The organism is Pseudarthrobacter sp. MOO14 (assembly GCF_058267675.1).
Map to the genome: position 1 here is coordinate 3,090,949 of NZ_CM177849.1, position 26,970 is coordinate 3,117,918.

The window sequence follows — 26,970 nt, forward strand, 5'->3', positions numbered from 1 at the left end:
CCGTACCGGTTGCCCGCGTCAACGATGCCACCTGCTTTGGCGGCAATTTGATGCCCGGATCGTGATGATCCGGCCACTGGAAGGCTTCCGTGGGATGGCATGCGGCGGCGCACCCCGGCCGGGAGCGGCCATCCTCAGTCCGTCTCAGGTCCCGTGCAGTACGGGCAGTCCTCGGGGCACTCCGTCATGCCGGCACCACCGCCAGGTCCAGGCCGTCTGCGACGTGGAACAGCCGGCGGCCCCCCGCGGGCGCGGTCACCCACACGATGCCGCCGTCGTCCGTCCTGTCATCCACCACGCCGCTGAAGGCCACCCGGCCGTTCCTGCGGAGTTCCACCAGGTCGCCGGTCTCGACCGGGTCCCAGCGGACAGGGCTTTTTACGCGGCTCGTCATTGAAGTCACGGGCATTCCTTTGCACGGCGTGGTTGCGGCGGCAGCTGCCGCCCAATGAAGCCATCAAACAGGGACGCTGCCGCCCAACTCAATGGAGGAGTGACCACGCTCCACGCTCCTTCTTTGTGCAGGCCTCCAGCAGGCTGGTGCAGGGGTCCGGAAGGCCCGTGTGCCATCGGGAAGGGCGGGGTTAGACTGCCTGCGTAAGCGTCGGCGATCGAAGGAGAAGTTCATGGACTACACCGGAAGCCAGTCGGAAAAGGCAGTCACAGCCGGTGAACTGGGCCGCAGCCACATCGGGCAGACAATCAGCTTCCAGCCGAATGAATTCACGGTGGTCTTCGGCAAGCTCGCAGGAATCGCGCGGACGGAAGCCATGGTTTACATCTCCCTGACAGGGGTGGGGAACGGCACGCACCTGAAGGATGAGTACGACCTGCCGGCTGCCCACGAGGTCTTCGTTCCCGTGGACGTCATCACCAACGCCGAATCCACCATCAAGGATTTGTTCGGCAAGGTCCAGGAGAACCTCCGCGGGACCGGCCACAAGGGCGGCGAAGACCGGACCGACCGGCTGTAGCCCCGGAAACCTGGCTGATGGCCGGCATCGTTTTCGATGCCGGCCATCAGTGCTTGGGACGCCCAATGCACCACATCTCTGTTGGAAGGAACATCATGGGCAACGAAGCTGCATGGCAGGAAACCACAACCGCGGGCCGGTTCGCCGGCAGGACCGTCATTGTCACCGGTGCAGGCTCGGGCATCGGGCTGGCAACCGCGCTGCGCGTCGCCAAGGAAGGCGGCCGCGTGATCGCGGCGGACATCAGCAAGGAACGGCTGGATGAGCTTGTGGCCGGGAACCCCGGCCTGGATTTGGTTGCCGTTGCCGGTGACATCTCCACCGAAGAGGCCGTGGCGGCAGTGGTGGCGGCCGCCGGCGGCAGGGTGGATGCGCTGGCCAACGTTGCCGGCATCATGGACAACTTCGCCCCCATCCACGAGGTGGACGACCAAGTCTGGGAGCGGGTCTTCCGGATCAACGTCACCGCGCTGATGCGACTCACCCGTGCGGTGGTGCCGCTGATGCTGCAGGCGGGCACCGGCTCCGTGGTCAATGTCTCCTCGGAGGCCGGGCTGCGGGGTTCCGCCGCGGGTGCGGCCTACACGGCCTCCAAGCATGCAGTGGTGGGCCTTACCAGGAACTCTGCCGTCATGTACGGCCCGTTGGGGCTGCGCTTCAACACCGTGGCGCCGGGCGCCACCATCACCAATATCGAGGCGAACTGGGGCTCGGAGCTGGCGGCAGGTCGGCTGGGTCCGCTGATGCAGGCGAACATCCCGACACCCGCCACCGCCGCGCAGCTCGCCGCGTCCATCACCTTCCTGCTCAGCGACGACGGCACCAACGTCAACGGCGCCGTGCTCGCTTCCGACGGCGGCTGGTCGGCACTGTAGCGGGCAGCACCGCTGCCGGCAGGCACCTTAAAGCCAAGCGGACGACGCCGGGTGCGGCCCGTCGTCGTCCGCCCACCCGGGCAGCACCCCGCAGTGCGGCCTAGTACGCCTTGACGCGCTGGTCCACCACGAGGTGGACCAGCGCGAACGTGCGGTCCCGGTCGATGGCCGCTAAGGCGGCGTCCAGGGCCGCCGGCACGTCGCGGTCATCCCTGACCGTGATGCCAAAGCCACCGAACGCCGTGGCCATCAACCCGAAGTCCGGGTTCTTGAGTTGGGTGCCGGAGACCCGCTGCGGGTAATGCCGTTCCTGGTGCGTGCGGATGGTGCCGTACTCCTGGTTGTCCATGACCACCACCAAGGGTGTGGCGCCATATTGGGCGGCGGTCGCCAATTCCTGGCCGTTCATGAGGAATTCGCCGTCCCCCGCGATGGTCACGACGCGCCGGTGCGGCTCGGCCAGCGATGCGGCAATGGCGGACGGGATGGAGTACCCCATGGAGCCGTTGCGGGCACTGAGCATGGACGCATAGCGGCGGGTGGGGAAGTACCGGTGCGCCCAGTTGGTGTGTTCGCCGGCCCCGAAGGTCACCACGGCGTCCTCAGCAAGCCGGGGCACCAGGTTGGCCATCAGGGTGTCCATCCTGGCCTGGCCGGCCCCCGGGGCAGCGGGCGGCAGCGCGGCAAAGCGTTCCTGTTCCGCCCGCATCCGGGCCGTCCAGTCACGCCACTCGTCCTTGACCGGCAGCGCGACGCCCTGGAGGTCGCGCACGAACGCCTCCGGTTTGGCCAGGATTTGCCGGGAAACCGGGCCGGACCGTCCGCGCAGCGACGGGTCCACCGTGACCAGGAAGTTCTCCTTGGTCCAGTCCTGCCGGCAGACGAAGCCATCCGTAATGACATCGCCTGGGACCGTGCCCACAAAGACCAGCAGGTCGGTTTCCTCCAACAGGTCGTAGGTGGGCCGGGGGCGGCCGTACCCGATAGGGCCCACGTAGGACGGCGAATCGAAGGGAACCGTTCCCTGGGTCCGCCACTCGGCAGCGGCCGGGATGTGGTGCCGTTCCAGCCACCCGGTGAGCTGGAGGGCGGCTTCCTGGGTCCAGTCGTTGCCGCCAGTGACGAACAGCGGCTTGCTGGACCTGGCAAGGGCGGCTTCAAGGGCTGCGGAATCCGTGCTGCCCATGCCGCCGGCTGCCACGGGAATCGCCGGATGCAGGGCCGGGCTGACCTGCCGCCGGATCACGTCCTCCGGCAGGCCGACCACCACGGGGCCGGGCCGTCCGCTCATGGCCGCGAACATCGCTTCGGCCACGATTTCGGAGGCCCGCTCCGGGTGGTCAAGGACCATGACCCTTTTGGCTCCGGTATCGAACCAGGACTTGATGTCGAACTCCTGGAACGCCTCGCGGTCCCGGTGGGCGAACGGGATGAGCCCCACGAAGAGCAGCATGGGGGTGGAATCCTGCCAAGCGGTGTGCAGTCCCACATGGGCGTTGGCCGCGCCCGGCCCGCGGGTCACCATCGCCACCCCCGGACGCTGGTTCATCTTGCCGTCGGCCTCGGCCATGTAGGCGGCGCCGCCCTCATGGCGGCAGACGATGGTTTCGATGGCGGACCCGTGCAGGCCATCGAGCACGTCAAGGAAGCTCTCGCCGGGAACAACGTAGGTGCGCTCCACGCCATGCGCCACCAGGGAATCGACAATGACGTGCCCGGCGGACTTCAGGGTTGGCTGCGCGTTCTCCGGCACGTGTGGGCGGAGGTCCTGCCGGTCATCGACGACGGCGGCGGGCTGGGAACGGGATGCGGTCAGGGAGGGCTGCGGCTCTGGAGTCATGTTCTTTCTTTGGTTCGAAGGGTGGCGGAAGGTCCGGGTCAGGTGATGGGTGTCCGGTTGGCGATGACGGGGGAGGTGCCGGTGTAGCCGTCGCGGGTTTCGGCGATGTGGCGGATGCGGGTGCGGCAGGCGTACCAGCCGGCGGTCATGAGGATGGAGGCGATGGCGGTGACGAGCATGGTCAGGGGTGAGTCGATGAAGACCATGATGAGGACGCCGATGAGGAAGAGGAGGGAGAGGTAGCCGGTGTAGGGGGCGCCGAACATGCGGAAGGTGGGGCGTTGGACCCAGCCTTTGTCGGCCCAGCGTTTGAGTTGGATTTGGCATAGGACGATGGTGGCCCAGGTCATGATGATGCCGACGGAGGCGATGTTGAGGACGATTTCGAAGGCGTCGGCGGGGACGAGGTAGTTCAGGGGGACGCCGAGGAGGGAGACGGTGGCGGTGATGGCGATGCCGCCGTAGGGGACGCCTGCTTTGTTCATGCGGGAGGCGAAGCGGGGGGCGGAGCCGTTGACGGACATGGAGCGCAGGATCCGGCCGGTGGAGTAGAGTCCGGCGTTCAGGGAGGAGAGGGCGGCGGTGAGGACGACGAGGTTCATGATGACGTCTACGCCTTGGACGCCGATGGAGCCGAAGAACGTCACGAAGGGGCTGACGCCTTTTTGGTAGGTGGTGTAGGGGAGCAGGAGGGCGAGGAGGATCACGGAGCCGACGTAGAACACGGCGATGCGGAAGACCACGGAGTTGATGGCTTTGGGCATGATTTTTTCGGGGTTTTCGGTTTCGCCGGCGGCGGTGCCGACGAGTTCGATGGAGGCGTAGGCGAACAGGACCCCTTGCATGAGGATGATCATGGGCAGCAGGCCGGTGGGGAAGATCCCGCCGTGATCGGACAGGAGGCTGATGCCGACTTGTTGGCCGTCCACGGGGGTGCCGAAGATGACGAAGTAGGTGCCGATGATCAGGAACGCGACGAGGGCGGCGACTTTGATCAGGGCGAACCAGAATTCCATTTCGCCGAAGACCTTGACCGAGACGAGGTTCAGGGCGAGGACGACGAGGAGGGCGGTCAGGGCCCAGGCCCACTGCGGGACATCGGCCATCCAGGGGATGTAGTTGCCGAAGAAGTGCATGTAGAGGGCGGCGGCGGTGATGTCCACGATGGTGGTGGTGGCCCAGTTGATCCAGTAGAACCAGCCGGAGACGAACGCGGCTTTCTCGCCGAAGAATTCACGGGCGTAGGAGACGAAGGAGCCTGAGGAGGGCCGGTGCAGGACCAGTTCGCCCAGGGCGCGCAGGATCAGGAACGCGAAGAACCCGCAGACCGCGTACGCGATGACCAGGGACGGGCCCGCGGCGTTCAGCCGGCCGCCGGCGCCCAGGAACAGGCCGGTACCGATCGCACCGCCGATCGCGATCATCTGGATCTGCCGCGGCTTGAGGTTCTTGTGGTAACCCTTGTCCTCCGCGTGCAGGGAAGTCTCGGACGCATGCGCGTGACCACCATCAATTACATGGTCCGGCTCAACCTCGTCATTGGGGTTGTTGGGCATGGGGATTCCTTTCGATCCGGAAAAGATCTTGTTGGTTGGGGAACTTAGAAGACCGACCAGCCGGTGCGGTCGGAGAGGTCGGCAAGGGCCGCCGTGCCGGCGAGGGAATTGCCTTTGGCGTCCAGGCGGGGGCTCCAGACGCAGATGGCGCACTGGCCCGGGACGATGACCAGGATGCCGCCGCCCACTCCGCTCTTGCCGGGCAGGCCCACGCGGTACGCGAACTCGCCCGCGGCGTCATACATGCCGCAGGTCAGCATGATGGAGCCGATCCGCTTGGCCTCGCTCGGGGACAACACGGCCCCCGGGGCTCCCTGGCCGTCGTTGGCAAGGAACAGGCCCGCCTTGGCCAGCTGGACGCAGGTCATCATGACGGAGCACTGGCGGACGTAGTTCTCCACCACGGCCGCGGCCGGCTGGGTGAGGTTGCCGAAGTCCTTCAGGAAGTGGGCAAGGGCCAGGTTGCGGCTGCTGCCGGCCAGTTCACCGGCAGCAGCCGCCTCGTCAATGTACGGTGCCTGATCTCCCTCCCGGCCTGGTTGTCCTCCCGTACCCGCCTGCCGGGTGAGGAACTGCAGGAGGTGCCCGGCGGCGTCGGGCGTCTCTTCCATCAGGTGGTCCGTGACCACCAGGGCGCCGGCGTTGATGAAGGGATTGCGCGGGATGCCGTGCTCGGCTTCGAGCTGGACCAGTGAGTTGAAAGCCGATCCGGATGGTTCGCGGAGCACCCGTGACCACAGCAGGCCGGACCGGCCGCCCTGCAGCGCCATGGCCAGGGTGAACACCTTGGAGATGCTCTGGATGGAGAACGGGACGTCCGCGTCGCCGGAGCTGAAGACCTTGCCGGAGGTGGTGGCAACGGCGATGCCAAAGCGGTTGAAGGGGACGGCGGCCAGGACCGGGATGTTGCCGGGTACGGCACCGGCTTCCTTCCGGGGCCGGTGTTCCCGGACGATTTCCTCAAGGAGGATGTCCAGGGGCGGTGCGCTGAGTGTCGTGGTCATTTCCTGCCTGAAGTGTTGTTGGCGGCGGCCCACTCCTGGAGGTGGAGCAGTGCCACCAGTGAGTCCCGGGGACTGCCGAAGTTGAGGCCGGTCACCCGGGCGGCCTTGGCCACCCGGTAGTAGACCGTGTTTTTGTGGAGGTTCATGCCCCTGGCGCACTCGGCGACGTCGAAGGCGGCGTCGAAGTAGGCGCGGAGGGTGGCGGCGAGCTCGGCGTCCTCCTGCAGGAGCGCGGCCAGGCTGCGGTGCCGGAAGGGCGAGGCCTGGAAGTTGCGGACCGCCTCGCGGTACAGGATTTCCGCTTCGAAATCGGTAACCCCCGCCACCGTGCCCGGTTCTGCGGTGCCCACGCAGGCCAGCAGCGCCTCCGTCACCCGGGTGACCGTGTGGAGGGACAGCAGGTCCGGCACCAGGGGGCCGACGGCGGCGAAGGGGGTGATGCCGAGGTGTTTTCGGGCGTCCCGGACGATTGCCTCGGCCAGGGACCGAAGCCCCGGCTCGGCGGTGCTGGACTGCAGGTCCGGCACGATGATGGCCGTGTCACCGTTGAACTGGCCCACGACGGCGGAGGCCTTGTACGCGGCGGCGTGGATGGAGGCGAGGTTGGCCAGTTCGCCGTGCTTGAGGGCGGCGTCGTCGGCACGCGAATCGGCGTCGGACATGCCCATCAGGATGAGCGCGGCAGGAGCTTCGGACGGGATTTTTCCGCTGTGCGCACCGGCGGCGGCTTCTGCCGGACCCGACAGGATCCGCGCAATCCGGTCTTCCCGCATGTGGACCGACTGCTGGTTGCGGTAGCGGATCAGTTCGGCCGAGACGCGGGCAGCGGACCCGGTCAGGACATATTCGACGTCGGGCCCGAAGCCTGCACCGGTCTCCTGGAGCCAGATGTATCCCATGATCCGCTCGCCGGCAAAGAGCGCGATGGCAACCCGCTCCCGCAGCCCGTCCTGCGGCCTCGCCGGGACGCGGACAGGTTGCCGGGTGCGGTGGAGTTCCCGGTAGGCGCCCAGGTCCTTGAGCAGCAGTTCGTACTTCCGTGGGCCGCGGCGGGCCAGGATGGACGCCTTCCGGAGCTCATCGATGTCATTGGTGACCGTGGAATAGGCAAGGACTTTGTTGGCCGCATCCTCAATGAGCACGTGGCTGGACGTGAGCCGTGCCGTGGTCTGGGCGATCGCAAACAGGTCTTCCTCGAGCAATGTCAGGACTTCGCTCTGGTAGCTGCGCGGCTGGATCCGGTCCTTGGCAATCGACAGCAGGCGGTCCCAGTCTGCGGCAGGATCCACCAGCAGCAGCCCCGCCCCCGCTGCGCGCAGGAGCTCCTCGGCTTCGGCGAGGTCGTCCCGCCGGCCCTTCAGTGCGACCACCGGGGGCGGATCCGCCAGGAGGCGCCGGAGTGCCGGCAGGGCAGACCGGCCGCGGACCCCGATGAGCAGGACGAAGGCTTTGGCGGCCTCCACTGCCTCATCGTCGGCGTCGACGATCAGGAACCGTTCGATGGCCGGCGCCGAAGGGCCGGGCCGGAGGATGAGGCTGGCGAAGCCGAGGGGAAGATCCGAGAGGATGTCATCCACCGTAACCGCGGCCATGGTTGTCCTTTTGCGTTGATCCCGCCGGACGGCTCTGTCCGGTCACCTCATGCTATCCAGCGGCAGGAGGCAGGATTATGGAATCTGTTCCAAGTCCACTGGCCCATTTTTGGTTTCCGGTCTGAGGCGGACGCGCTGTCGCCGAAACAGCGTGCCCGCGCGGCAACGCCGAATGGCGGGCCGGCAGGGCTGGCCCGCCATTGGCGCGGTGTGGCGGTGTGCCCCGGGGCGTCTAGATCCACCCCGGTGCCGTGGGCACCGGGGTGACCGATCCGGCGTCGTGCCTTGCCGTGGTTCCCACCGTGCCGCGGCCGGTGGCCCACTGCGCGATTGCCGGGAGGGAACCGGACACCACGGTGGGGGACGGGGCAGCAGTGTCCCCAAACGACAAGTCCGTGCCGTCCACGGTGACCAGGAGCCCCGCGTCGGTCCCGCGGGCATGCCAGGCGCCGGTGATGTCCGTGAGGAGGCGTTCCAGCACGGGGGCGGGAATGTCCTTGAAGGTGGCCCCGTTGTCCAGGTCCACGGCGTGGACCCAGACTTCGCGGGTGCGCATCCAGACGGTCTCCTCGGCCGGGACGGTCCTGCCCTGGACGGTTTTGACCTTGTGGTGCCAGTTGTCGGCGGGCAGGTCGCGCCATTCGACGTTCAGGTGCACGGCGGAGTGGTCGAAGAGGTTCCGCAGTGCGATCGGGGACAGCGTCGCGCCGAAGTCGATCTCATGGTTGCGGACCTCAACGGACGGGTACATGGTTGTTTCCACCCCGGTGGCGGCCCACTCGACCAGGCGGGCGATGGCCCGGGCGTTGTAGCCCACGTGGGCTACAACGTGGCGGCGGGTCCAGCCCGGCAGCAGCGAGTCTGCGTCCAGTTCCGCGTCCGTGAGCTCGTTGAGCTTGCGGGCGAAGAACGCGGTGCCGCGCCGGGCCTGCAGCAGCCCGTCCAGTAGGACGGGATCGGTGGCTTGGTCGTGCCGGGCAACCATCAGGCTTCCTTGACCACGCGGTTGGCCAGCCGGCCCAGGCCCTCGATGCTGGTGACCAGGACCTGGCCCTCCTGCAGGTAGCGCTTGGGGTCCTGCGCGTGGCCCACGCCGCCGGGGGTGCCGGTGGCGATCACGTCGCCCGGGTTCAGGGTGATGATCGTGGAGATGTAGGACACCAGGAATTCGGGGGTGAAGACCAGGTCCGAGGTGGGGGTGGACTGCTGGACGTCGCCGTCCACGGCGGAGGTCATGAGCGGGCCGGGCGTGAACTCGTCCTTGGTCACCAGGGCCGGGCCGAACGGGGTGGACTTTTCCCAGGTCTTGCCCTGCAGCCACTGGATGGTGCGGAACTGGTAGTCGCGCATGGAGATGTCGTTCAGGACGGCGTACCCGGCGATGTGGTCCGCGGCTTCGGCTTCGGGGATGCGGCGGCCGGCCTTGCCGATGACGACGGCGAGTTCGGCCTCCCAGTCCACGGTGTCCGACTCCTGCGGCAGGGCCAGGTCGTCGTTCGGTCCGATCAGGGATTCGGCGTACTTGGCGAACAGGGTGGGGTACTCGGGAACCTCGCGGCCCATCTCCTTGATGTGGTTGCGGTAGTTGTGGCCCACGCAGATGATCTTGCCGGGGGAGGGCACGACGGCGGCGAGGTCGGCGCCGGCCAGCGCGTGGGTTGCGCCGTTGGCTTCCTTGGCGGTGGTTTCCCAGGCGGGGTCCTTCAGGAGGGCCCCGACGTCGGCGAACCCCGGGATTTCGGTGAGGGTGTCGCCGTCCTGGCGGACCGCCGTCGTGCTCTTGCCGTTGCCTGTGCCGTTATCCAGGCGGAGGGTGAGGAGTTTCATTACTTGGTGGGTCCTTCGATGTAGGTGCGGTTGAAGTTCAGGCGCTCAAAGATGGGCGCGTCGCTGAACCGGAAAAGGTCGAACTCAGTCCCGGCTTCCAGGGACCATTGCTGCCAGGACGGGACAACGAACAGGTCGCCCTTGGCCAGGACTTTGGTTTCGCCGTTCAGGGTCACGGTGCCCGTGCCTTCGAAGACCTGCCACACGCTGGAGCCCACCTCGCGGACGGGCTCGGTGGTGGCGCCGGCACGGAGGCGGTGGAACTCGGCCCGGATGGTGGGCATGACATCCCCGCCGGTGGTGGGGTTGGTGTACCGGATGGCGGCGTGGCCCTGGGACACCGTGGCCGGGTGGCCCTCGTCCTCGAGGAGCAACTGTTCGCGCAGCGCGGCGTCGGTGTACTTCCACCGGTATGCGGCGATGGGGGAGTTGGTGGTGTCATCGAGCCCGGAGAGCGGGCGCAGCCCTGGGTGGGCCCAGAGCCGCTCGGAGCGGGAGATGTCGGGGGTGGCCTCGTCGGTGACGCGCTCGGTGCCGAACTCGAAGAACCCGGCGTCCGCGTAGTGCACGAACGGGATGTCCAGGCCGTCAATCCACGCCATGGGCTGGTCGGTGTCGTTGTGGTGGCCGTGGAAGTTCCAGCCCGGGGTGAGCAGGAAGTCGCCGCGGGACATCCGGACCGGGTCCCCGTTCACCACGGTCCACACGCCCTCGCCTTCGACGACGAACCGGAACGCGTTTTGGGAGTGGCGGTGCTCCGGGGCGGTCTCGCGGCCGCCCAGGTACTGGATGGCGGCCCACAGCGTGGGGGTGGCGTACGGGGTGCCGGCCAGGCCGGGGTTGGCCAGCGCGATGGCGCGGCGTTCCCCACCGCGGCCCACGGGCACCAGGTCCCCGGCGCGGGCGGCCAGCGGGTACAGGTCCTCCCACCGCCACACATGCGGAACCGCCTTCGGGGACGGGACCATGGGCATCAGGTCCGCGATCTCCGTCCACAACGGAATCAGGTTCTCTTTATCGAAATCCTTGTACAGCTGCTCCAACTGGGCGGCCTCTTCCGGAGTGGGCTCGGGGACATGGTGCTCCCGGGCCACGGATTCATGTGTTTGGTTTTCAGCGCTGATCGACACTGGCCTTCTCCTTGCGTGCGGACTGACTGCGGCGTGGATTCGACCTTAGGGAAAGCGGGCTGTGATCCCCAGCATATTCTGGCAGGCAGAATATTCCTCGGAGTGGCGTGCGCCCGGGTCAGCTCCCCGCTGCGCCATCCGCCGGGTTGGCAGCGATGTCCAGCTCCAGCTGGCGCCGGGTTTCCATCATGACGCCCACCAGCCCGGCGTCGAACAGTGGCCGGAACCTGGCTACCGGAGTGGCTACGCTCAGCGCACCCACTACCATTCCCTTCCCGTTGTGCAGTGCCATGCCAAAGGCGCTGATGCCCTCCTCCGTGCCCTCGAAGTTGGCCGCGAAGCCGTTGGCGCGCACGGATTCAAGCTCGCGCAGGAACGCCGGGTACTCGGACCTGGGGATGTAGTCGCCGGCGAGCTCAGCATTCGGGCTGTGGAACAGCTGCTCGAGCATGGTGGGATCCATTTCGGCCAGGATGGCCTTGCCGCCGGAGGCCTTGTGTGCCGGGAGGAGCGTGCCCTGGCGGTCGCCAACGCGGAGGATGTTGCTGCTTTCCACCGTGTCCAGGAAACGGACCTTGGTGCCCACCCGGATCATGAGGTTCACGGTCTCGTTGGTGCGGGCGCACAGCAGTTCCATGTGCGGCCGGGAGATGTCGCGCAGCTGCCTTGTCCAGCTGAACCCTGCGGGCCCCGCCCCCATGGCGGGACCGGGAACGTACCGCCGCGTTTCGTCCTGCACCGCGAAGCCCCGGTACACCAGCATGGCCAGCAGCCGGTGTGCCGTGGAGGGTGCCACGCCGAGCTCCGCCGCTGCGTCCTTGAGCCGCAGGCTCCCCACGTCCCGCAGCAACTGGAGGAGTTGCAGGGCGTTGTCCACCGCCTCGATTGAGTAGGTGGGTTTCCGCCGGGCAGGAAGATTCTGCATGACAGAATCTTATGGGCGCGCTGGTATGACTGCCAGCACAGTGGTGGGATGAATCACACAACTTCCGCTGCAGTGCCGCAGCGCACGGCCGCCCCCGCCCCGGGCGCAGGCCTTTCCGGGTTTCCCCGGCGTTCCATGCTCGCCGTCCTGGTGTGCTGGCTGCTGGTCGTTTTCGACGGCTACGACCTGATCGTCTACGGCACCGTCCAAGGCTCGCTCATCAGCGACACCGGCTGGGGCCTGACCAAGGCGACGGCTGGGACCATCGGATCCATGGCCTTCGTGGGCATGATGATCGGAGCCGTTTTTGCCGGACGGATGGCCGACACCTGGGGCCGCCGCCGCACCATCATCGGCTGCGCCGTGGTGTTCTCCCTCTTCACCATCCTCTGTGCCTTTGCGCCGAGCGCGCCGGTGTTCGGCGGCCTCCGGCTGCTGGCAGGCATTGGCCTGGGCGGCCTGGTGCCATCGGCCAACGCCTTGGTGGCCGAGCTCGTTCCGGAAAAGTGGCGGTCCACCATCGCCACCCTCATGATGTCCGGTGTCCCCATTGGCGGCTCGATCGCCGCGCTCGTGGGTATTCCGCTGATCCCGGCCTTCGGCTGGCCGGCTATGTTCCTGGTGGCCGTCGTGGCCCTGGTGGTGGTGATCCCGCTGGGGCTCCGCTACCTGCCGGAAACCCTGGCACCCAAGGCAGCCGCCGGCAGCACCGCGCATGAGTCCGCGGGATTTGGGAGCCTGCTGAGGGCGCCCTACCTCGGCACCAGCCTGCTGTTTGCGGTGGCCACCCTGGTGACCCTGTTTGCCTGGTACGGCCTGGGAACGTGGCTGCCCAACCTGATGCAGTTGGCCGGCTACAACCTGGGCTCTGCGCTGACCTTCGCCCTGGCGCTCAACCTGGGCGCCGTGGCCGGGTCAGTGCTCACGGCCTGGGCAGGCACCCGGTTCGGTCCCATTCCCACGGCCATCGCGGCAGCGGGCGTGGCCGCCGTCGCCCTGGTGGTGCTGGTGACCGGACCGCCGGTCGCCGTCGTCTATTTCATGCTGGTGCTGGCCGGCGTGGGAACGCACGGCACCCAGTGCCTGATCATCGCCGCCGTGGCCAGCCACTACCCGGCGCACCTGCGCGGCACCGCCCTCGGCTGGGCGCTGGGCGTCGGCCGGATTGGCGCCGTGGCCGCGCCGCAGGCCGGCGGGCTCCTGCTCGCGGCGGGGCTGGGCGTCAATTCCAACTTCCTGGCCTTCGCCGGAGCAGCAGCCGCGGCGGCGGTCCTGATCGCAGCCGTCGGCACCAAAATCAAGAAATCAACAGCAGTAGGAGCTACCAATGTCTAACGTCAAAGAGTCCACCGATGTCCTCGTGGTGGGCGGCGGCATGGCCGGACTGGCCGGAGCGCTCGCCCTGCGCGAAAACGGCGCCGACGTCACGCTGGTTGAAGTGGCACCGGCCTTCGGCGAAGTGGGAGCCGGGCTGCAGATGGCCCCCAACGCCTCCCGGGTCCTCAAGCGCTGGGGACTGCTGGAGAAAGCCCTGGAAATCGGCGTCCAGCCCAAGCACCTGGTGTTCCGCGATGCGGTTACGGGGGAGGAACTGACCCGCCAGACACTGGGCGGCGAGTTCGAGGAGCGCTACGGGGCGCCCTACGTGGTGATCCACCGCAGCGACCTGCACCGGATCCTGCTCGAGGCCTGCCAGGCGGCGGGCGTCACCCTGGTGAACGATGTCCTGGTGCAGAAGGTGGAAACCGACGGCGACCGGGCCCGTGCCTACACCGCCAAGGGCGAGGTCTTCGAAGCCGACGCCATCCTGGCCGCGGACGGGCTCAAGTCCACCCTGCGCGGGACCGTTGCCAGCGACGGCCCGGTGAACTCGGCCTACGTGGCATACCGGGGAACCGTGCCCATCACGGAGGAGACCCCGGCAGCGGACCTGGAGGACGTCATCGTCTACCTCGGGCCGGACTGCCACCTGGTGCAATACCCGCTGCGGAAGGGCCAACTGCTCAATACGGTTGCCGTGTTCAAGTCGGCATCCTTCGAGCGCGGCGAAGAGCAATACGGCGGCGTGGACGAGCTCGAGGCGGCCTACGCCGGCTGCGTCCCCGCGGTGCAGGAGGCCCTGAAGAACTTGGCCACCGGCATCCGTTGGCCCATGTACGACCGCAACCCGATCGACAACTGGGTGTCCGGCCGCATGGCGCTGATCGGCGATGCCGCCCACCCGATGCTGCAGTACCTGGCCCAGGGTGCGTGCCAGGCGCTGGAGGACGCGGCAGTGCTCCAAGATGTGTCCCGGAACCAGGTTTTCACCCCCGAGGGGATCGACGCCGGCGCTTGGGAAGCTGCGTTCCGGGAGTTCAACGAGGCCCGGGCAGCCCGGACGGCCCGTGTGCAGCGCACCGCCAGGACCTGGGGCGAGTCCTGGCACGTGGGCGGCGTGGCCCGGGTGCTCCGGAACATGCTGTTCAAGAGCCGCGGCGACAACAACTTCCAGTACAACGACTGGCTGTACGGCCGCGGCGAGCCCGGCGTTCCGGCGGAGGTGCCGGCCGGGGCCAAGCTCGTGGAAGCCTAAGCAGCGCGATATAAAGGCGCGCGTACGACGACGGGTGGCTCCCGGCGTCGTACGCGCGCCTTTATGCCGGGTCAGCCGGATCCTCCGTGGACCGCCCGTTGCTAGGCTTCAGATCATGGGGCAACGTTCGGGGGCAGGGCAGTGGGATGGCGGGCTGCTGAGCGCCGAACAGTCCAGGCTGGCTGAGGGGTGGCTTGGCTCGCCGAAACTTGTCGCCGACCTGTCCTGGGGGATCGTGGACACCAAGGTCCTCAAGGTCCGGACGGCCACCGGGCAGGTAATCATCAAGGCTGCCGGACCTTCGAACCACCACTTGGGCCGCGAGGTCGCGGCCCACAACGCCTACACACGGCCGCTTGCCGGGCTCGGCCGGGCAGCCCGCCTGCTTCATTCAGACCCGGACGCCAACATCCTGGTGGTTGAGTACCTTGAGGGCGTTCTGGTGGAGGGAACCCCGGCCGAGCAGGTCCCGGAGACCTACGCCCAGGCCGGCGAATTGTTGAAGGTGGTTCACAGCCAGGAGCGCCGCTGCGATGACACCTGCGAAGCGCGGGCCACGGCGAAGGCGTTTGCGTGGTTGGACCGTGACCATCGCGTCGATCCATCAATCGAGCTGGAGGCACGGAGTCGCCTTGCGGAGTACCGGCCTGCCCCCATCACCGTGGTTCCCACCCATGGTGACTGGCAGCCGCGGAACTGGCTCATCCGCAATGGCGAGCTGCGGATTATCGACTTCGGCAGGTTCGATTTCAGGCCGGCCGCCACTGATCTGTGCCGGTTGGCGGTGCAGCAATGGCGGGGAAGGCCAGAGCTGGAGAAGGCCTTCCTGGAGGGATACGGAACTGACCCCAGGTCCATGGAGGTGTGGCGCATCGACTTGCTTCGGGAAGCGATCGGCACGGCGGTCTGGGCGTACCAGGTGGGGGATGGGAACTTTGAACGCCAAGGCCACCGCATGCTTCGGGAGGCCCTGGACCGCTTCCAGCTTGACTAGCCTTCGTCGAGTCGTATGTGGTGCGCCTTTAGCAATTACTTAATGCCTTCACCCCGGGACACCGGCTGGTGCTGCCGTTTACCGTGGGTTGATCAGGCGGGGGCCGGTCCCGTCGATTCCCGGACCGTCAGGTGGGTGGGCATGACGGCGAGTTTCCGGGTGGCGCTTCCCGGCAGGGGATTGAGCTGGGCCAGGAGCATGGACACCGCCACCCTGCCCGCCTGCTCGATGGGGCTGGAGATGGTGGTCAGCGGCGGATTGCAGAAATCGGCGCCGAAGATATCGTCCGAGCCGATGATGCTCATGTCCGCAGGCACCCGGATCCCGCGGGCCTTCAGGCGCTGGAGCATGCCGATGGCGAGCAGGTCGTTGAACACGATGCAGGCAGTGGCCCCGGTGCGGACAGCGGCATCCGCCGCGGCCGCCCCGGACGTTGTCTTTGGCGCGTAGGGGCCAATCCGGTGGACTTCCATCCCCCGCTTCGTGGCGTCCTCTTCGAACACCTTCCATCGCATCTGGTTTGACCAGGAGGTGGGAGGCCCGGCAACGTAGCAGACCTTGTGATGGCCCAGCGATGCCAGGTGCTCCAGCGCCTGGATGATGGCCGACGGCGTATCGATCATCACGGTGGGAGCGCTGGTGGACGCGCGGTTGAACGTGACCAGGGGCTGTGTTTGGGAGACCTCCGTCAGCTGGGCGTCGGTCAGGCGGGACGCTGCCAGGATGAAGCCATCGGCCGACTTGCGCATTTTGTGCAGCGCATCCAGTTCCATCTCGCTGGACTCCTCCGTGTCCACCAGGAGCTGTGTCACGCCGGCTGCCTTGAGCTGGTGCTGGGTACCCCGGATGATGTCGAAGTAGAACGGGTTGGTGATGTCGGGCACCAGTACGGCCACGGCGTTCGTCCGCCCCGAGCTGAGGCCGCGCGCCTGGGAGCTGGGAATGTAGTTGAGTTCAGCGGCTGCCTCTTCGATCCGGACCCGCGTCCGGGGATTCACCCGCTCGGGCCGAGAGAGGGCCCTGGAGACCGTGGACGTGGCGACGCCGGCGAGCTCGGCGACATCCCGGATGGTGGGCGGACGGTCCCGCCGGGCGTTCGCGTCCCCGGCACCCTGCGGAGCGGCTCCCACCGATGGATTAGCCATAGTTGCCGACCTTTCATCGCTGGCTTGGGGAATCCGCCGGCAGCATTCCGACCGGCGTTTCCCCGACTTTGGATGATCCAATGACACCATTCTTGGCAACTTTTGGCAACCGCTTGCCGCAAGCTTTCCAATTTCCTAGACTGACTCTCGAGTCGCCTGCAGTGATTTCCGCCACAAGACGGATGTGGCCATGCGGGTGTCCTAGAGGAGAAAAAACAATGAGGTTTAAATCGACTACTGGGCTTGCGGCGATCGTCACGGCTGCAGCGCTCGCCTTGACCGGGTGTGGATCGAGCTCCGGCAACGGGGGCGGCTCAACCAGCTCGGACGGCAAAGTGGACGGCACCGGCAAGACGCTGAGCGTCCTGGTGAACGTTTCCAGCCAGTACCCGGAACAGCAGAAGCAGTGGCAGTCCGATATTGCCGCGAAGTTCAAGGCCGAGACCGGCGCCGACGTGAAGTTCGAAACTTTCGCTTCGGCCAACGATGAACTCACGCGCATCCAAACATCCGTGGTCTCCGGCCAGGGCCCGGACGTCTACAGCCTGGGAACCACGTTCACCCCCACGGCATATGCCACCAAGGCCTTCGTGACCCTCTCCGACGACGACTGGACGAAGGTGGGCGGCAAGGACCGCTTCAACCCGGCAACCCTGGGAATCTCCGGACCGGACAAGGACCACCTTGCCGGCATCCCGTTCGTCAGCCGGCCGTTCGTCATGGCGTACAACAAGGACCTGTTGGCTGCGGCAGGCATCGACAAGCCTGCCACCAACTGGGATGACCTGGCCGCGCAGGCGAAAAAGATGACCAAGGACGGCACTTACGGCATCGCCACGGGATACAAGGACAGCTTCGATCCTTGGAAGTTCATCTGGGCCATGTCCGTCCAGGCCGGAAACCCGCTGGTGGACGGCAACAAGCTGAAGATGGATGACCCCACGGTCAAGAAGGCCTACGAAACGTACTTCGGCTGGCTCACCAACGACAAAGTGGTTGACCCCGCATCGATTGGCTGGAGCAACAGCAACGCCGTGGCCGCCTTCGCCAGCGGCAAGGCCGGGTACCTGATGATGACCACGTCCAGCTCGATTCCCACCCTGGACAAGTCAGCCGTCGCCGGCAAGTACGAATACGCCCTGATGCCTACGATCGCTCCGGGCCAGACCCAGTCCAAGTCCGACGGCGACGCCGCCAGCATCCTCTCCGGCGACAACCTGGTGGTGGCCGACTACTCCAAGCAGAAGGACCTGGCCTTCGCCTACATCAAGCTGATCACCTCCAAGGACGAACAGCTGAACTACCAGAAGGTCTTCGGTGACCTCCCGGCCAACGCCGAGGCCCTCGCCACCCTGACCGATGCCAAGCTCAAGCCACTGGCAGATGCCGCCGCCAAGTCCAAGGCCACCCCGTTCACGGGCGCCTGGGGCGATATCCAGCTGGGCCTGCTCAACGTCACTGTCCAGTCGATCCCGGACCTGGCCGCCGGCAAGGTGGACGGATCCGCCCTCGATACGCGGATCAAAGACGCCCAAAACAAGGGCCAGGCTTCCCTGGACCGGGCCTCCAAAGGATAAGTCCTGATGTCAACCGACGCCTCTCATGAAGTACGGCCTGCGGTGGAATCCGCCGCAGGCCGGGCGCCCCGGACCGCCAATGACGCCGGGCAGCAGCCCGGCCCCAAGGACGGCCCGCGGCGCAAGGGCCTGAGCGAGCGGAACCGTCCGCTCTGGATGCTGATCCCCGGCGGGGTCCTGATGATCATCATCATCGTGGTGCCGCTGCTGCTGGGCATTTACATGTCCATCCTCAACCTGGACCAGTACACGCTGCGGAAGTGGGTCAGTGCACCAATCATCGGAGTCGAAAACTTCGTTGAAGCCGTCACCAACTCGCCGCTGCTGCACGCCGTGTGGCTCAGCGTCAGCTACTCGCTGCTTGCGATGGTGGTGACCCTGCCGCTGGGCATTGCCGCGGCAGTGGCAACCCAGAATGCCTTCAAGGGCCGCGCGCTGATCCGCTCGGTGTTCCTCATCCCGTATGTCCTGCCGTCCTTCGTGGTGGCCACCGTCTGGCGGACCATGCTCCAGCCCGGCGGCATCGTGGACGAGGCCCTGGCCACCGTGGGAATCCACGTGGGACTCTGGCTCAACGGACCACAAACGTTCTGGACGCTGGTCCTGGTCCAGATCTGGGCTTCCTGGCCGTTCATCTACCTGCTGGCGTTGTCCGGCCTGCAGTCAGTGGACCATGAGGTGCACGAGGCCTCAGCCCTGGACGGGGCGCTGTGGTGGAACAAGCTCCGCTACGTGATCTTCCCGTACCTGAAGGGCCCGCTGGCCCTGGCCTTCCTGATCGGAATGCTGCACCACATCAACAACTTCACGCTTCCGTTCGTGCTGTTCGGGGTCCCGGCGCCGTCGGACGTGGAAGTCCTCCCCATCCTGACCTACGTCACCAGCTTCCAGAGCTTCCGCTTTGGCCTGAGTGCTGCGATGGCCTTCATTTCCCTGGTGCTCATCGCCATCCCGCTGTTCGTCTACCTCCGCGCCGTGAAGCTTGACGACGCCGACACCCCAGGAGCGAAGAAATGAGCGCCACCATCGCCGGTCGCCGCAGTGCGCCTACCGCGGACGTCGACCGCCCGGGCTCGCACCGCCAGCACGAGGTGCTGCGGCTCCTGCCAGGCCCCCTGCTGGTCATCATCCTTGTCTTCCTGGGTGCACTCGTCCTGATTCCGGTGCTCTATATCTTCCTGGCCTCGGTGAACTCGGACATCGGCGTTGCCAACGGCGAGTTCTGGCCGTCGTCGGTGACCTTCGAGAACTATTCGAAGATCTGGACCAGCGTGGGCCTGGCCACCGGCCTGACCAACAGTGTCCTGGTGGCCGGATCAACCGCCGTGGTATCCGCGGCCTTGTCCGTTTCCACCGCGTTCGTCCTGGTCCGCTACAGCTTTCGTGGAAGGCTGAGCATCCTGCGCGGCCTGCTCGCCCTGCAGTCCGTCCCGGGAACCCTGATGGTGCTGCCGGTGTTCGTGCTCTTTTCCTCGGCGGCAACCTACCTTGGCATTCAGGTGATCGGGACCCAGTGGGGCCTGTTCGTGACCTACCTGACCTTCGCCATGCCGTTCTCCACCTGGGTGATGGTCACCTACCTGCGCGGGCTCCCCAAGGAACTGGAGGAAGCAGCCAAGATCGACGGCGCGTCAAACCTCGGCGTCCTCTTCCGCATCGTGCTGCCCCTGAGCTGGCCCGGCATCGTCGTCTCCGGCATCTTCGCCTTCCTGCTCGGCTGGAACGACGTGCTCTTCGCCTCGGTGATGACGCGCCCCGAAAGCCAGACCGCCGCCGTCGCCCTGCAAATCTTTGGTGCCTCGCAGGAAGGCGGCGCCATTCCCTACTACGGCCAGATGATGGCCGCAGCCCTGGTGTGTGCAGCACCAGTGGTCATTCTCTACCTGATTTTCCAGCGTTACCTAGTAGGCGGGCTGACCGCCGGAGGAGTTAAATAACCATGGTCTCGACCACCCAGGTCACGTGGCAGCTGTCAGGTTTCGGCGACGAAATCGACGACGACCCCGCAGTCCAGATCGCCGTGCTGCAGGCCCTCGGCGCCAACCACATCGAGGTCCGCAGCGCATGGGGAACCAACATTGTGGACCTCAGCGACGAGCAGCTCCAGGCACTTGCCGCCCTGCTGGCAGATAAAGGCATGAAGGTTTCGGCCATTGCCTCGCCCATAGGAAAAGTGGACGTCAGCCTCCCGGTGGAGCATGAGGTGGAGCGGTTGCGCCGTGCGGTCAATGCCGCCAAGGTCCTGGACGCGAATTACATCCGCATCTTCTCCTTCTACTACGGCGAGTCAGTCCAGGTGGACAGCATCCGCGATGACGTCATCGAGCGCATGCGCGCCCTGGCCGGCGTGGCCGAGGAAGCCGGCGTGATCCTCCTGCACGAAAACGAGAAGGACATCTTCGGAGACGTCCCGGACCGTGTCCTGGACATCATCGAGACCGTGGACTCGCCCGCCCTGAAAGTGGCCTGGGACGCTGCAAACTTCGTCCAGGTGGGCGTCAAGCCCTTCGACGAGGGATACGCCAAGCTGCGCCCGCACCTGGAATACCTCCAGGTCAAGGATGCCCTCTTCGCCAACGGCCACGTGGTGCCTGCGGGCGAGGGCGACGGGGACGTCCTGAAGACCGTGGAGGCGCTCAAGGCGGACGGCTACGAAGGCTTCGCTTCCCTTGAGCCGCACCTCGCCGGTGCCCACGGCCTGGGCGGATTCTCTGGCCCCACGGCCTTCGGAATCGCAGCCCGCGCCTTCGCCAAAGTCACCGCAGAAGCAGGAGTCCAGACCGCATGAGCACCTTGAATGCAGCCATCACCGGGTGCGGCGTCATTGGCCGCACGCACGCCGTAGCCCTCCGCGAATTCCCGGAAGTCCGCATTGTCGCCCTCATCGATGCCATCCCGGCGGCCGCCGAAGCACTCGCGGACTTCATCGAACAGCAGGGCGGGACGCGGCCGGCCCTGTACAGCACCCAGGCGGAGGCCTTCGCCGCCGAAGACATCCACCTCGTGGCACTGGCGACTCCCAGCGGCCTGCACATCCAGCAGAGCCTGGAGGTGCTGGCGGCAGGCAAGCACGTGGTCATCGAAAAGCCCCTCGACGTGGACCTCAGCCGCGCCCAGGAAATCGAGGCAGCCGCGAAGGAAGCGGCGGGCAAAGGCATCGTTGCCTCGGTCATCAGCCAGCACCGGTTCGACCAGTCCAGCGTCGCCGTGTCCCGCGCCATCGCCGATGGCCGGTTCGGCAAGCTGACCTCCGCCATCGCCTCGGTGGCATGGTGGCGCAGCCAGGGCTACTACGACTCCGGCGACTGGCGCGGCACGTGGGCGATGGACGGCGGCGGCGCCCTCATGAACCAGGGCGTGCACACCGTGGACCTGCTTTTGTGGTTCATGGGACGGCCGGTGGAAATCTTTGCGCACACCGCCCGCCTCGCCCACGAACGCATCGAAGTGGAGGACACGGCGGTAGCCACCGTGACCTTCGAGAACGGCGGCCTGGCTGTCCTTCACGCCACCACTGCCGCCTACCCGGGGTTGACCGTGCGCGTGCAGCTCATGGGCTCCGAGGGCTCGGCCGTGGTGGACAACGACCGGCTGGAGTACTTCCACAGCAGGGCCGCAGGCGGCGCCTCGGCGGACATGGGACTCCAGGGCGGCGGCAACCAGTCGGAGGAAGAACTGGCCAAGTACCCCGAGGAAGACTACAAAGCAGCCGATCCCACCGTGTACCCGGCCGGCCACGTCCGTCAGTACCGGGACATCCTGGCCGCGATCGCCGGTGGGAAGCAGCCAGGAGTCACGGTCAGCGACGCCGTCAATGCCCTTGCCGCGGTGCGTTCGGTATACGTCTCGGCCACCCTCGGCCAGCCAGTCCTCTTCGAGGATGTTTTGGCAGGCAAGTACAACGACCTCGAAGTCCACACCGGCAGCACGGCAGAAAGCGCCTGACACCATGAAGTTTTCAGTATTTACCGCATCAACCCCCGAGTGGACCCCCGAGGAGGCCGTCCAGCAGCTTGCCGGACAGGGCTGGGACGGCGTCGAATGGCGCATCACGGACCAGGGGGACGCCCCCGAGCCCGGCTTCTGGGCCGGGAACAAAGCAACCGTGCCGCTGGCCGGAATGGAAGACCACCTGGACCGGATCGCCGCCATTACCAGCGACGCCGGCCTGGAGTTCTCCGGCGTCGGCGGGTATGCGCGGTGCGACAACCATGACGATGTGGACCGCATGCTCGCCGCCACCGCCAAGCTCGGCGCCGGCCAGGTGCGGGTGACCACGCCGCCGCTCGGAACCGCCGCCTGGGGCAACGAACCGGCCAGCGGCACCCCCTACCCGGAACTCTTCGCCGCTGCCCGCCGCGATTTCGAATGGATCGCCGAGCGGGCGGCGCACCACGGAGTGAAGGCGCTCGTGGAGCTGCACCACCGCACCATCACCGCGTCGGCATCATCGGCGCTGCGGCTCCTGGACGGCCTGGACCCCCGGCACGTCGGCGTCATCCACGACCTGGGCAACCTGCTGATCGAAGGGCAGGAAGACTACCTGCCCGCCTTCGAGCTCCTCGGCGACTACCTGGCGCACGTGCACGTGAAGAACGCGGTGTGGGTGGACAGCGGCGAGACCGACGAGTCTGGGGCAGCCATTTTCAAGAACGAGTGGGCGCCCCTGCGCGCGGGCCAGGGTAGCGTCCTGCAGTACTTCAAGGCGCTCGCCGCCTTCGGATACGACGGCTGGGTGACCGTGGAGGACTTTTCCACTGAGCTCCCGCTGGCCGAACGGACCGCCGGGAACCTCGAGTACCTCCGCGCCACGGCCGCCTTGGCTGGGCTCAATGTCGCAGCCGGGAGGCGTTGAGCCATGGCGCAGACCATAGCGGACCACCCGGACCGGCTCCTGCCCGCCGATCCCGCGGTCCGGGACATTGCCCGCTCGCTCTTCTCCCGGGTGGAAGGGCTCCCCATCATCTCCCCGCACGGGCACGTCGACGCCGCGGTCATCGAACAGAACACGCCGTTCCCTGACCCGGCCGCGCTCCTGGTCACTCCGGACCATTACGTCACCCGCCTGATCCACGCCGGCGGGGTGACCATGGACCAGCTGGGCCTGGGCAACCAGCCCGCAGAGTCGCGGCAGGTCTGGCGGCACTTCTGTGAAGCATGGCCGGCTTTCGAGGGAACCGCCTCCGGGTACTGGATCCGGCAGGAGTTTGCCCATGTCTTCGGCCTGGCCGAGGAACCGTCCGGCCAGAACGCCGACCAGCTCTATGATGCCCTGCAGGCCAAATTGTCCGAGCCCGGTTTCCGGCCACGGGAACTGTTCAAGGAATTCAACATCGAGGTGCTCGCCACCACGGATGACCCGCTGGATTCGCTGGACAGCCACGCTGCGCTGCACGCGGACCCCGCGTTCGCCGGCCGGGTGCTGCCCACCTTCCGGCCGGACCAGTACTTGAACATGGCACATCCGGCCTGGCAGGAGAACGTGGAACGCCTCCTCGGCTCTGCGGGGGAGGGTGCCACCGGCTACGCCGGCTACATCAAGGCACTTGAGTCGCGGCGCCGGCACTTCGTGGAGCGCGGCGCCGTCTCCGCCGACCACGGGGTGTTCACGCCTGCCACCCTGAAACTGGACGACGGCGAGGCCGAGCGGCTTTTTGAGCGCGGCAGGACGGGCCAGGCGAGCGCCCGGGACAGGGACGCCTTCGAAGCCCACATGCTGTACCAGATGGCCAGGATGTCGGTGGAGGACGGGCTGGTCATGACCATCCACCCGGGCTCCTTCCGGAACCACCACGCACCCACGTTCGAAGCCTTCGGCGCCGATACCGGGCACGACATCCCGGTGGCCGTGAACTACACCGAAGCCATCCGGCCGCTGCTCCAGGACTTTGGCACGGCAAAGGACTTCCACCTGGTCCTGTTCACCCTGGATGAGACCGTCTTCTCCCGCGAACTGGCGCCGCTGGCCGGGTTCTACCCGTCGGTCTACCTCGGTGCGCCCTGGTGGTTCCTGGACGCCCCGGACGCCATGCTGCGCTTCCGGTCCGCGGTGACGGAGACCGCGGGTTTCTCGCGGTCCTCCGGGTTCATCGATGACACCCGCGCCTTCTGCTCCATTCCGGCCCGCCACGACACGGCCCGGCGGATCGAGGCGTCCTTCCTGGCCCGCCTGGTGGCCGAACACCGGGTCACCGAGGAACGGGCACACGAACTTATCGTGGACATCGTGGACGGGTCGCCACGGAGGGTGTTCAAGCTGTGAACGCCGCGCTGCCTGCACTCAACCGCAGCCTGAAGCCGCTGCCCAAGCCTCCGGTGCGCATCGTGCACCTTGGGCTGGGGGCGTTCCACCGCTCCCACCAGGCCTGGTATACCCAGCACGCCCCGGACGCGGCGGAGTGGGGGATCGCGGCGTTCACGGGGCGCCGGCCCGACGCCGCGGCAGCGCTGTCCCGCCAGGACTGCCTCTACACGCTGGTGGAGCGGTCGGCCCGCGGGGACAGCTTCGAAGTCATCGGCAGCATTGTGGAAGCGGTGGATGGCGCCAACACGGCACGGCTCTGCGAGCTTGTCGCGGCGAAGGAGACAGCGGTGGTCACGCTGACCATCACCGAGGCAGCCTACGGGCTGGCCGCGGATGGAACGTTCGACGCCGGCGCCCCAGGCGCGGCGGATGACCTCCGGGCGCTGTCGGCAGCAGCGTCCGGGGAGGCCGGAGTGCCCGGCACTCCGCTGGGCCGCCTGGTGTTGGCCCTTGCCAGGCGCCGGGACAGCGGCGCGGGACCCATCGCCGTCGTCAGCTGCGACAACTTGTCCGCAAACGGTGAAGTTGCCCGCCGGGCCGTCCTGGGACTGGCATCCGGATGGGGTTCCGGGCTGGCCGGATGGATCGAGGCGAACGTCAGCTTTGTCAGCACGTCCGTGGACAGGATTACGCCGCGGACCACCGAGGCGGACATCGCAGAGGTGGAAGAGCAATGCGGTTACAGCGACAATTCGCCGGTGGTGGCTGAACCTTTCCGGAACTGGGTGCTCAGCGGGGACTTCCCGGCCGGGCGTCCCCGCTGGGAGGAGGCCGGCGCCGTCGTGGTCGGTGACATCGAGCCCTATGAGAACCGGAAGCTGTGGCTCCTCAACGGCTCGCATTCCATCCTGGCCTACGCGGGACAGCTCCGCGGGCATGCCACCGTGGCGGACGCCCTGGCAGACCCCCTCTGCCGGAAAGCGGTGGAGGACTTCTGGGACGAGGCAGCCCGTCACCTGCAGGGGGAAGGGCTGGACATTCCGACGTACCGCCGGGCCCTGCTGGACCGCTTCGGAAACGCGCGTATCGCCCACCGGCTCGCACAGATCGCGGCCGATGCCACCACCAAGCTGCGCATGCGCGCGGTACCCGTGATGGCGGCGGAACGGGCCGACGGCCGCAGTGGCGCAGGCAGCGCTTTGATGCTTGCCGCCTGGATTGACTACGTCACCGCGGGAAACGACTTCCAGGATCCGCTCGCCGCCGACATCCAGGCTGCCGTGGCACTTGACGGAACCAATCGGGTACAGGGTTTGCTTCGCCTCGTCAGCGCTGCCCTCGCAGAGGACCCTGACGTTGTCGCCCTTGTTTCCCGGCTGCTCGGATCCTTCGCAATGGCCCCGGCCGCCAGCCCCGCACGTACCTGAATCACGCTTTTACTTCCGGAAGGAACAGTTAGTCCCATGAAAATCATTGCCGCCGACGTCTTCGTTACCAGCCCCACCCGAAACTTCGTGACCCTCCGGATCACCACGGACGACGGCGTGACGGGTATCGGCGACGCCACCCTGAACGGCCGCGAGCTCGCCGTCGCCGCCTATCTCAAGGAACACGTCGCGCAGCTGCTGATCGGGAAGGACCCGCACCGGATCGAGGACACCTGGCAGTTCCTGTACCGGAGCGCGTACTGGCGCCGTGGCCCGGTCACCATGGCGGCCATCGCCGCCGTGGACATGGCGCTGTGGGACATCAAGGGCAAGGTTGCCGGGCTTCCCGTGTACCAGCTGCTGGGCGGGGCGTCCCGGAACGGGCTGCGCGCCTACGGCCACGCGTCCGGCTCGGACATCGAGTCGCTGTTCGATTCCGTGCGGGAGCACTTGGAGCTCGGCTACAAGTCCATCCGGATCCAGACCGCCATCCCGGGGATCAAAGCCGTCTACGGCGTGGCTGCCCAGGCACAGGCATCGGGGGAGCGGTATGACTACGAGCCCGCCGGCCGGGGAGCGTTCCCGCAGGAAGAGGACTGGGACACCCGCGCCTACCTACGGCACCTGCCCACGGTCTTCGAGGCTGTCCGGAACGAGTTCGGCCCCGAGATCCCGCTGCTGCATGACGGGCACCACCGGATGACGCCCATCCAGGCCGCGAAACTGGGCAAGGCCCTGGAGCCGTACGACCTGTTCTGGCTGGAGGACTGCACTCCGGCGGAGAACCAGGAGGGCCTGCGCCTGGTCCGCCAGCACACCACCACACCGCTGGCGATCGGTGAAATCTTCAACACCGTGTTCGACTTCCAGACGCTGATCAAGGAACAGCTGATCGACTATGTCCGGGCAGCGTCCACGCACTTCGGCGGGATTTCGCCGCTGAAGAAGGTCATGGACTTCGCGGCGCAGTACCAGATCAAGTCCGGTTTCCACGGCCCCACGGATATTTCGCCCGTGGGCTTCGCCGCGCAGCTGCATGTGGGCCTTGCCATCCATAACTACGGCATCCAGGAGTACATGCAGCACTCGGACAAGACCAACGAGGTCTTCGAACAGTCCATGACGTTCACCGACGGCTACCTGCACCCCGGCGACAAGCCCGGCATCGGCGTCGAATTCAACGAGGAAGCAGCCGCCGCCTACCCCTACCAGCAGGCCTACCTGCCCTACAACCGCCTGGTCGACGGCACGGTGCATGACTGGTGAGGCGGGCCACGACTGGTAA

24 protein-coding genes are annotated in these 26,970 nt (G+C 66.9%); 14 read left to right on the forward strand and 10 right to left on the reverse strand.

Going from position 1 to position 26,970, the window contains the following annotated elements:
* Positions 1-184 precede the first annotated feature (184 nt).
* Entirely contained in the window at positions 185-394 is a 210-nt protein-coding gene (locus tag AC4EEV_RS14515) for a hypothetical protein (protein WP_133831432.1), read from the reverse strand.
* 232 nt (positions 395-626) lie between these two features.
* Between AC4EEV_RS14515 and AC4EEV_RS14520 the strand changes: the two genes are divergently transcribed.
* Positions 627-974 carry a hypothetical protein gene (locus AC4EEV_RS14520; RefSeq protein WP_018763796.1) on the forward strand — a complete coding sequence of 116 codons (348 nt, stop codon included), beginning with the start codon at positions 627-629 and terminating at the stop codon, positions 972-974.
* Positions 975-1,069: 95 nt separating this feature from the next.
* Positions 1,070-1,849, forward strand: a complete 780-nt coding sequence (locus tag AC4EEV_RS14525; protein ID WP_285320397.1) for an SDR family NAD(P)-dependent oxidoreductase — start codon at positions 1,070-1,072, stop codon at positions 1,847-1,849.
* Between the two features lie 100 nt (positions 1,850-1,949).
* Here AC4EEV_RS14525 and AC4EEV_RS14530 read toward each other — a convergent pair whose 3' ends face one another.
* From AC4EEV_RS14530 to AC4EEV_RS14565, 8 genes are all read right to left on the reverse strand, one after another.
* On the reverse strand, positions 1,950-3,689 hold the full coding sequence (locus tag AC4EEV_RS14530; RefSeq protein WP_491329277.1) for a thiamine pyrophosphate-dependent enzyme: 1,740 nt from the start codon (positions 3,687-3,689) through the stop codon (positions 1,950-1,952).
* 38 nt (positions 3,690-3,727) lie between these two features.
* Positions 3,728-5,245, reverse strand: coding sequence for an amino acid permease (locus AC4EEV_RS14535; RefSeq protein WP_491329278.1), 1,518 nt, complete (start codon positions 5,243-5,245; stop codon positions 3,728-3,730).
* A gap of 44 nt (positions 5,246-5,289) precedes the next feature.
* Complete coding sequence (locus AC4EEV_RS14540) at positions 5,290-6,249, reverse strand: glutaminase (RefSeq protein WP_491329279.1); 960 nt, start codon at positions 6,247-6,249, stop codon at positions 5,290-5,292.
* Entirely contained in the window at positions 6,246-7,841 is a 1,596-nt protein-coding gene (locus AC4EEV_RS14545; RefSeq protein WP_491329280.1) for a PucR family transcriptional regulator, read from the reverse strand. The genes AC4EEV_RS14540 and AC4EEV_RS14545 overlap by 4 nt, the downstream gene beginning before the upstream one ends.
* Before the next feature lie 232 nt (positions 7,842-8,073).
* Complete coding sequence (locus tag AC4EEV_RS14550; protein WP_491329281.1) at positions 8,074-8,826, reverse strand: maleylpyruvate isomerase family mycothiol-dependent enzyme; 753 nt, start codon at positions 8,824-8,826, stop codon at positions 8,074-8,076.
* Positions 8,826-9,668 carry a fumarylacetoacetate hydrolase family protein gene (locus AC4EEV_RS14555; RefSeq protein WP_491329282.1) on the reverse strand — a complete coding sequence of 281 codons (843 nt, stop codon included), beginning with the start codon at positions 9,666-9,668 and terminating at the stop codon, positions 8,826-8,828. Before AC4EEV_RS14555 ends, AC4EEV_RS14550 begins: the two co-directional genes overlap by 1 nt.
* Positions 9,668-10,798: a cupin domain-containing protein gene (locus AC4EEV_RS14560; protein ID WP_491329283.1), complete on the reverse strand. Its 1,131-nt coding sequence runs from the start codon at positions 10,796-10,798 to the stop codon at positions 9,668-9,670. The genes AC4EEV_RS14555 and AC4EEV_RS14560 overlap by 1 nt, the downstream gene beginning before the upstream one ends.
* Positions 10,799-10,916: 118 nt before the next feature.
* Positions 10,917-11,723 (reverse strand): IclR family transcriptional regulator, encoded by an 807-nt coding sequence (locus AC4EEV_RS14565; protein WP_491329284.1) that lies wholly within the window; start codon positions 11,721-11,723, stop codon positions 10,917-10,919.
* Positions 11,724-11,771: 48 nt separating this feature from the next.
* Here AC4EEV_RS14565 and AC4EEV_RS14570 point away from each other — a divergent pair, with 48 nt between their 5' ends.
* The 3 genes from AC4EEV_RS14570 to AC4EEV_RS14580 all read left to right on the forward strand — a co-directional run bounded on the left by AC4EEV_RS14570 (position 11,772) and on the right by AC4EEV_RS14580 (position 15,292).
* Positions 11,772-13,058, forward strand: coding sequence for an MFS transporter (locus AC4EEV_RS14570; RefSeq protein WP_491329285.1), 1,287 nt, complete (start codon positions 11,772-11,774; stop codon positions 13,056-13,058).
* Complete coding sequence (locus AC4EEV_RS14575; RefSeq protein ID WP_491329286.1) at positions 13,051-14,298, forward strand: FAD-dependent oxidoreductase; 1,248 nt, start codon at positions 13,051-13,053, stop codon at positions 14,296-14,298. The genes AC4EEV_RS14570 and AC4EEV_RS14575 overlap by 8 nt, the downstream gene beginning before the upstream one ends.
* Before the next feature lie 115 nt (positions 14,299-14,413).
* A complete protein-coding gene (locus tag AC4EEV_RS14580) occupies positions 14,414-15,292 on the forward strand; it encodes a phosphotransferase (RefSeq protein ID WP_133832665.1) in 879 nt (292 codons plus the stop codon).
* Between the two features lie 92 nt (positions 15,293-15,384).
* Here the strand turns inward: AC4EEV_RS14580 and AC4EEV_RS14585 are convergent, their stop codons facing one another.
* The gene (locus AC4EEV_RS14585; RefSeq protein ID WP_491329287.1) at positions 15,385-16,437 is read right to left on the reverse strand and encodes a LacI family DNA-binding transcriptional regulator; all 1,053 of its coding nucleotides are present in this window, start codon (positions 16,435-16,437) and stop codon (positions 15,385-15,387) included.
* Between the two features lie 218 nt (positions 16,438-16,655).
* On the opposite strand from AC4EEV_RS14585, the gene AC4EEV_RS14590 reads away from it, so the two are divergent.
* Genes AC4EEV_RS14590 through manD form a run of 9 tightly spaced genes read left to right on the forward strand, consistent with a single transcriptional unit; the run spans position 16,656 to position 26,951 of the window.
* Positions 16,656-18,014, forward strand: coding sequence for an ABC transporter substrate-binding protein (locus AC4EEV_RS14590; protein WP_491329288.1), 1,359 nt, complete (start codon positions 16,656-16,658; stop codon positions 18,012-18,014).
* 6 nt (positions 18,015-18,020) lie between these two features.
* On the forward strand, positions 18,021-19,031 hold the full coding sequence (locus AC4EEV_RS14595) for a carbohydrate ABC transporter permease (protein ID WP_018762444.1): 1,011 nt from the start codon (positions 18,021-18,023) through the stop codon (positions 19,029-19,031).
* Positions 19,028-19,951 (forward strand): carbohydrate ABC transporter permease, encoded by a 924-nt coding sequence (locus AC4EEV_RS14600; protein ID WP_018762443.1) that lies wholly within the window; start codon positions 19,028-19,030, stop codon positions 19,949-19,951. The genes AC4EEV_RS14595 and AC4EEV_RS14600 overlap by 4 nt, the downstream gene beginning before the upstream one ends.
* A gap of 2 nt (positions 19,952-19,953) precedes the next feature.
* Positions 19,954-20,802 (forward strand): sugar phosphate isomerase/epimerase family protein, encoded by an 849-nt coding sequence (locus AC4EEV_RS14605; RefSeq protein ID WP_018762442.1) that lies wholly within the window; start codon positions 19,954-19,956, stop codon positions 20,800-20,802.
* Positions 20,799-21,959, forward strand: a complete 1,161-nt coding sequence (locus AC4EEV_RS14610; protein ID WP_491329289.1) for a Gfo/Idh/MocA family protein — start codon at positions 20,799-20,801, stop codon at positions 21,957-21,959. The genes AC4EEV_RS14605 and AC4EEV_RS14610 overlap by 4 nt, the downstream gene beginning before the upstream one ends.
* Positions 21,960-21,963: 4 nt before the next feature.
* Positions 21,964-22,869 (forward strand): sugar phosphate isomerase/epimerase family protein, encoded by a 906-nt coding sequence (locus AC4EEV_RS14615; protein ID WP_109044770.1) that lies wholly within the window; start codon positions 21,964-21,966, stop codon positions 22,867-22,869.
* Between the two features lie 3 nt (positions 22,870-22,872).
* On the forward strand, positions 22,873-24,276 hold the full coding sequence (uxaC, locus tag AC4EEV_RS14620; RefSeq protein WP_285320546.1) for a glucuronate isomerase: 1,404 nt from the start codon (positions 22,873-22,875) through the stop codon (positions 24,274-24,276).
* Complete coding sequence (locus tag AC4EEV_RS14625) at positions 24,273-25,685, forward strand: mannitol dehydrogenase family protein (RefSeq protein ID WP_491329290.1); 1,413 nt, start codon at positions 24,273-24,275, stop codon at positions 25,683-25,685. The genes uxaC and AC4EEV_RS14625 overlap by 4 nt, the downstream gene beginning before the upstream one ends.
* 36 nt (positions 25,686-25,721) lie before the next feature.
* Entirely contained in the window at positions 25,722-26,951 is a 1,230-nt protein-coding gene (gene manD, locus AC4EEV_RS14630) for a D-mannonate dehydratase ManD (RefSeq protein WP_109044767.1), read from the forward strand.
* Positions 26,952-26,970: the final 19 nt, after the last annotated feature.

Coding starts and splice junctions, on each gene's coding strand:
- AC4EEV_RS14555 (WP_491329282.1), bottom strand. CDS start 9,668: ATGAAACTCCTCACCCTCCGCCTGGATAACGGCACAGGCAACGGCAAG.
- AC4EEV_RS14520 (WP_018763796.1), top strand. CDS start 627: ATGGACTACACCGGAAGCCAGTCGGAAAAGGCAGTCACAGCCGGTGAA.
- AC4EEV_RS14615 (WP_109044770.1), top strand. CDS start 21,964: ATGAAGTTTTCAGTATTTACCGCATCAACCCCCGAGTGGACCCCCGAG.
- AC4EEV_RS14590 (WP_491329288.1), top strand. CDS start 16,656: ATGAGGTTTAAATCGACTACTGGGCTTGCGGCGATCGTCACGGCTGCA.
- AC4EEV_RS14565 (WP_491329284.1), bottom strand. CDS start 11,723: ATGCAGAATCTTCCTGCCCGGCGGAAACCCACCTACTCAATCGAGGCG.
- AC4EEV_RS14530 (WP_491329277.1), bottom strand. CDS start 3,689: ATGACTCCAGAGCCGCAGCCCTCCCTGACCGCATCCCGTTCCCAGCCC.
- AC4EEV_RS14570 (WP_491329285.1), top strand. CDS start 11,772: ATGAATCACACAACTTCCGCTGCAGTGCCGCAGCGCACGGCCGCCCCC.
- AC4EEV_RS14540 (WP_491329279.1), bottom strand. CDS start 6,249: ATGACCACGACACTCAGCGCACCGCCCCTGGACATCCTCCTTGAGGAA.
- AC4EEV_RS14610 (WP_491329289.1), top strand. CDS start 20,799: ATGAGCACCTTGAATGCAGCCATCACCGGGTGCGGCGTCATTGGCCGC.
- AC4EEV_RS14545 (WP_491329280.1), bottom strand. CDS start 7,841: ATGGCCGCGGTTACGGTGGATGACATCCTCTCGGATCTTCCCCTCGGC.
- AC4EEV_RS14525 (WP_285320397.1), top strand. CDS start 1,070: ATGGGCAACGAAGCTGCATGGCAGGAAACCACAACCGCGGGCCGGTTC.
- uxaC (WP_285320546.1), top strand. CDS start 22,873: ATGGCGCAGACCATAGCGGACCACCCGGACCGGCTCCTGCCCGCCGAT.
- AC4EEV_RS14595 (WP_018762444.1), top strand. CDS start 18,021: ATGTCAACCGACGCCTCTCATGAAGTACGGCCTGCGGTGGAATCCGCC.
- AC4EEV_RS14605 (WP_018762442.1), top strand. CDS start 19,954: ATGGTCTCGACCACCCAGGTCACGTGGCAGCTGTCAGGTTTCGGCGAC.
- AC4EEV_RS14535 (WP_491329278.1), bottom strand. CDS start 5,245: ATGCCCAACAACCCCAATGACGAGGTTGAGCCGGACCATGTAATTGAT.
- AC4EEV_RS14585 (WP_491329287.1), bottom strand. CDS start 16,437: ATGGCTAATCCATCGGTGGGAGCCGCTCCGCAGGGTGCCGGGGACGCG.
- AC4EEV_RS14600 (WP_018762443.1), top strand. CDS start 19,028: ATGAGCGCCACCATCGCCGGTCGCCGCAGTGCGCCTACCGCGGACGTC.
- AC4EEV_RS14550 (WP_491329281.1), bottom strand. CDS start 8,826: ATGGTTGCCCGGCACGACCAAGCCACCGATCCCGTCCTACTGGACGGG.
- manD (WP_109044767.1), top strand. CDS start 25,722: ATGAAAATCATTGCCGCCGACGTCTTCGTTACCAGCCCCACCCGAAAC.
- AC4EEV_RS14580 (WP_133832665.1), top strand. CDS start 14,414: ATGGGGCAACGTTCGGGGGCAGGGCAGTGGGATGGCGGGCTGCTGAGC.
- AC4EEV_RS14515 (WP_133831432.1), bottom strand. CDS start 394: ATGACGAGCCGCGTAAAAAGCCCTGTCCGCTGGGACCCGGTCGAGACC.
- AC4EEV_RS14575 (WP_491329286.1), top strand. CDS start 13,051: ATGTCTAACGTCAAAGAGTCCACCGATGTCCTCGTGGTGGGCGGCGGC.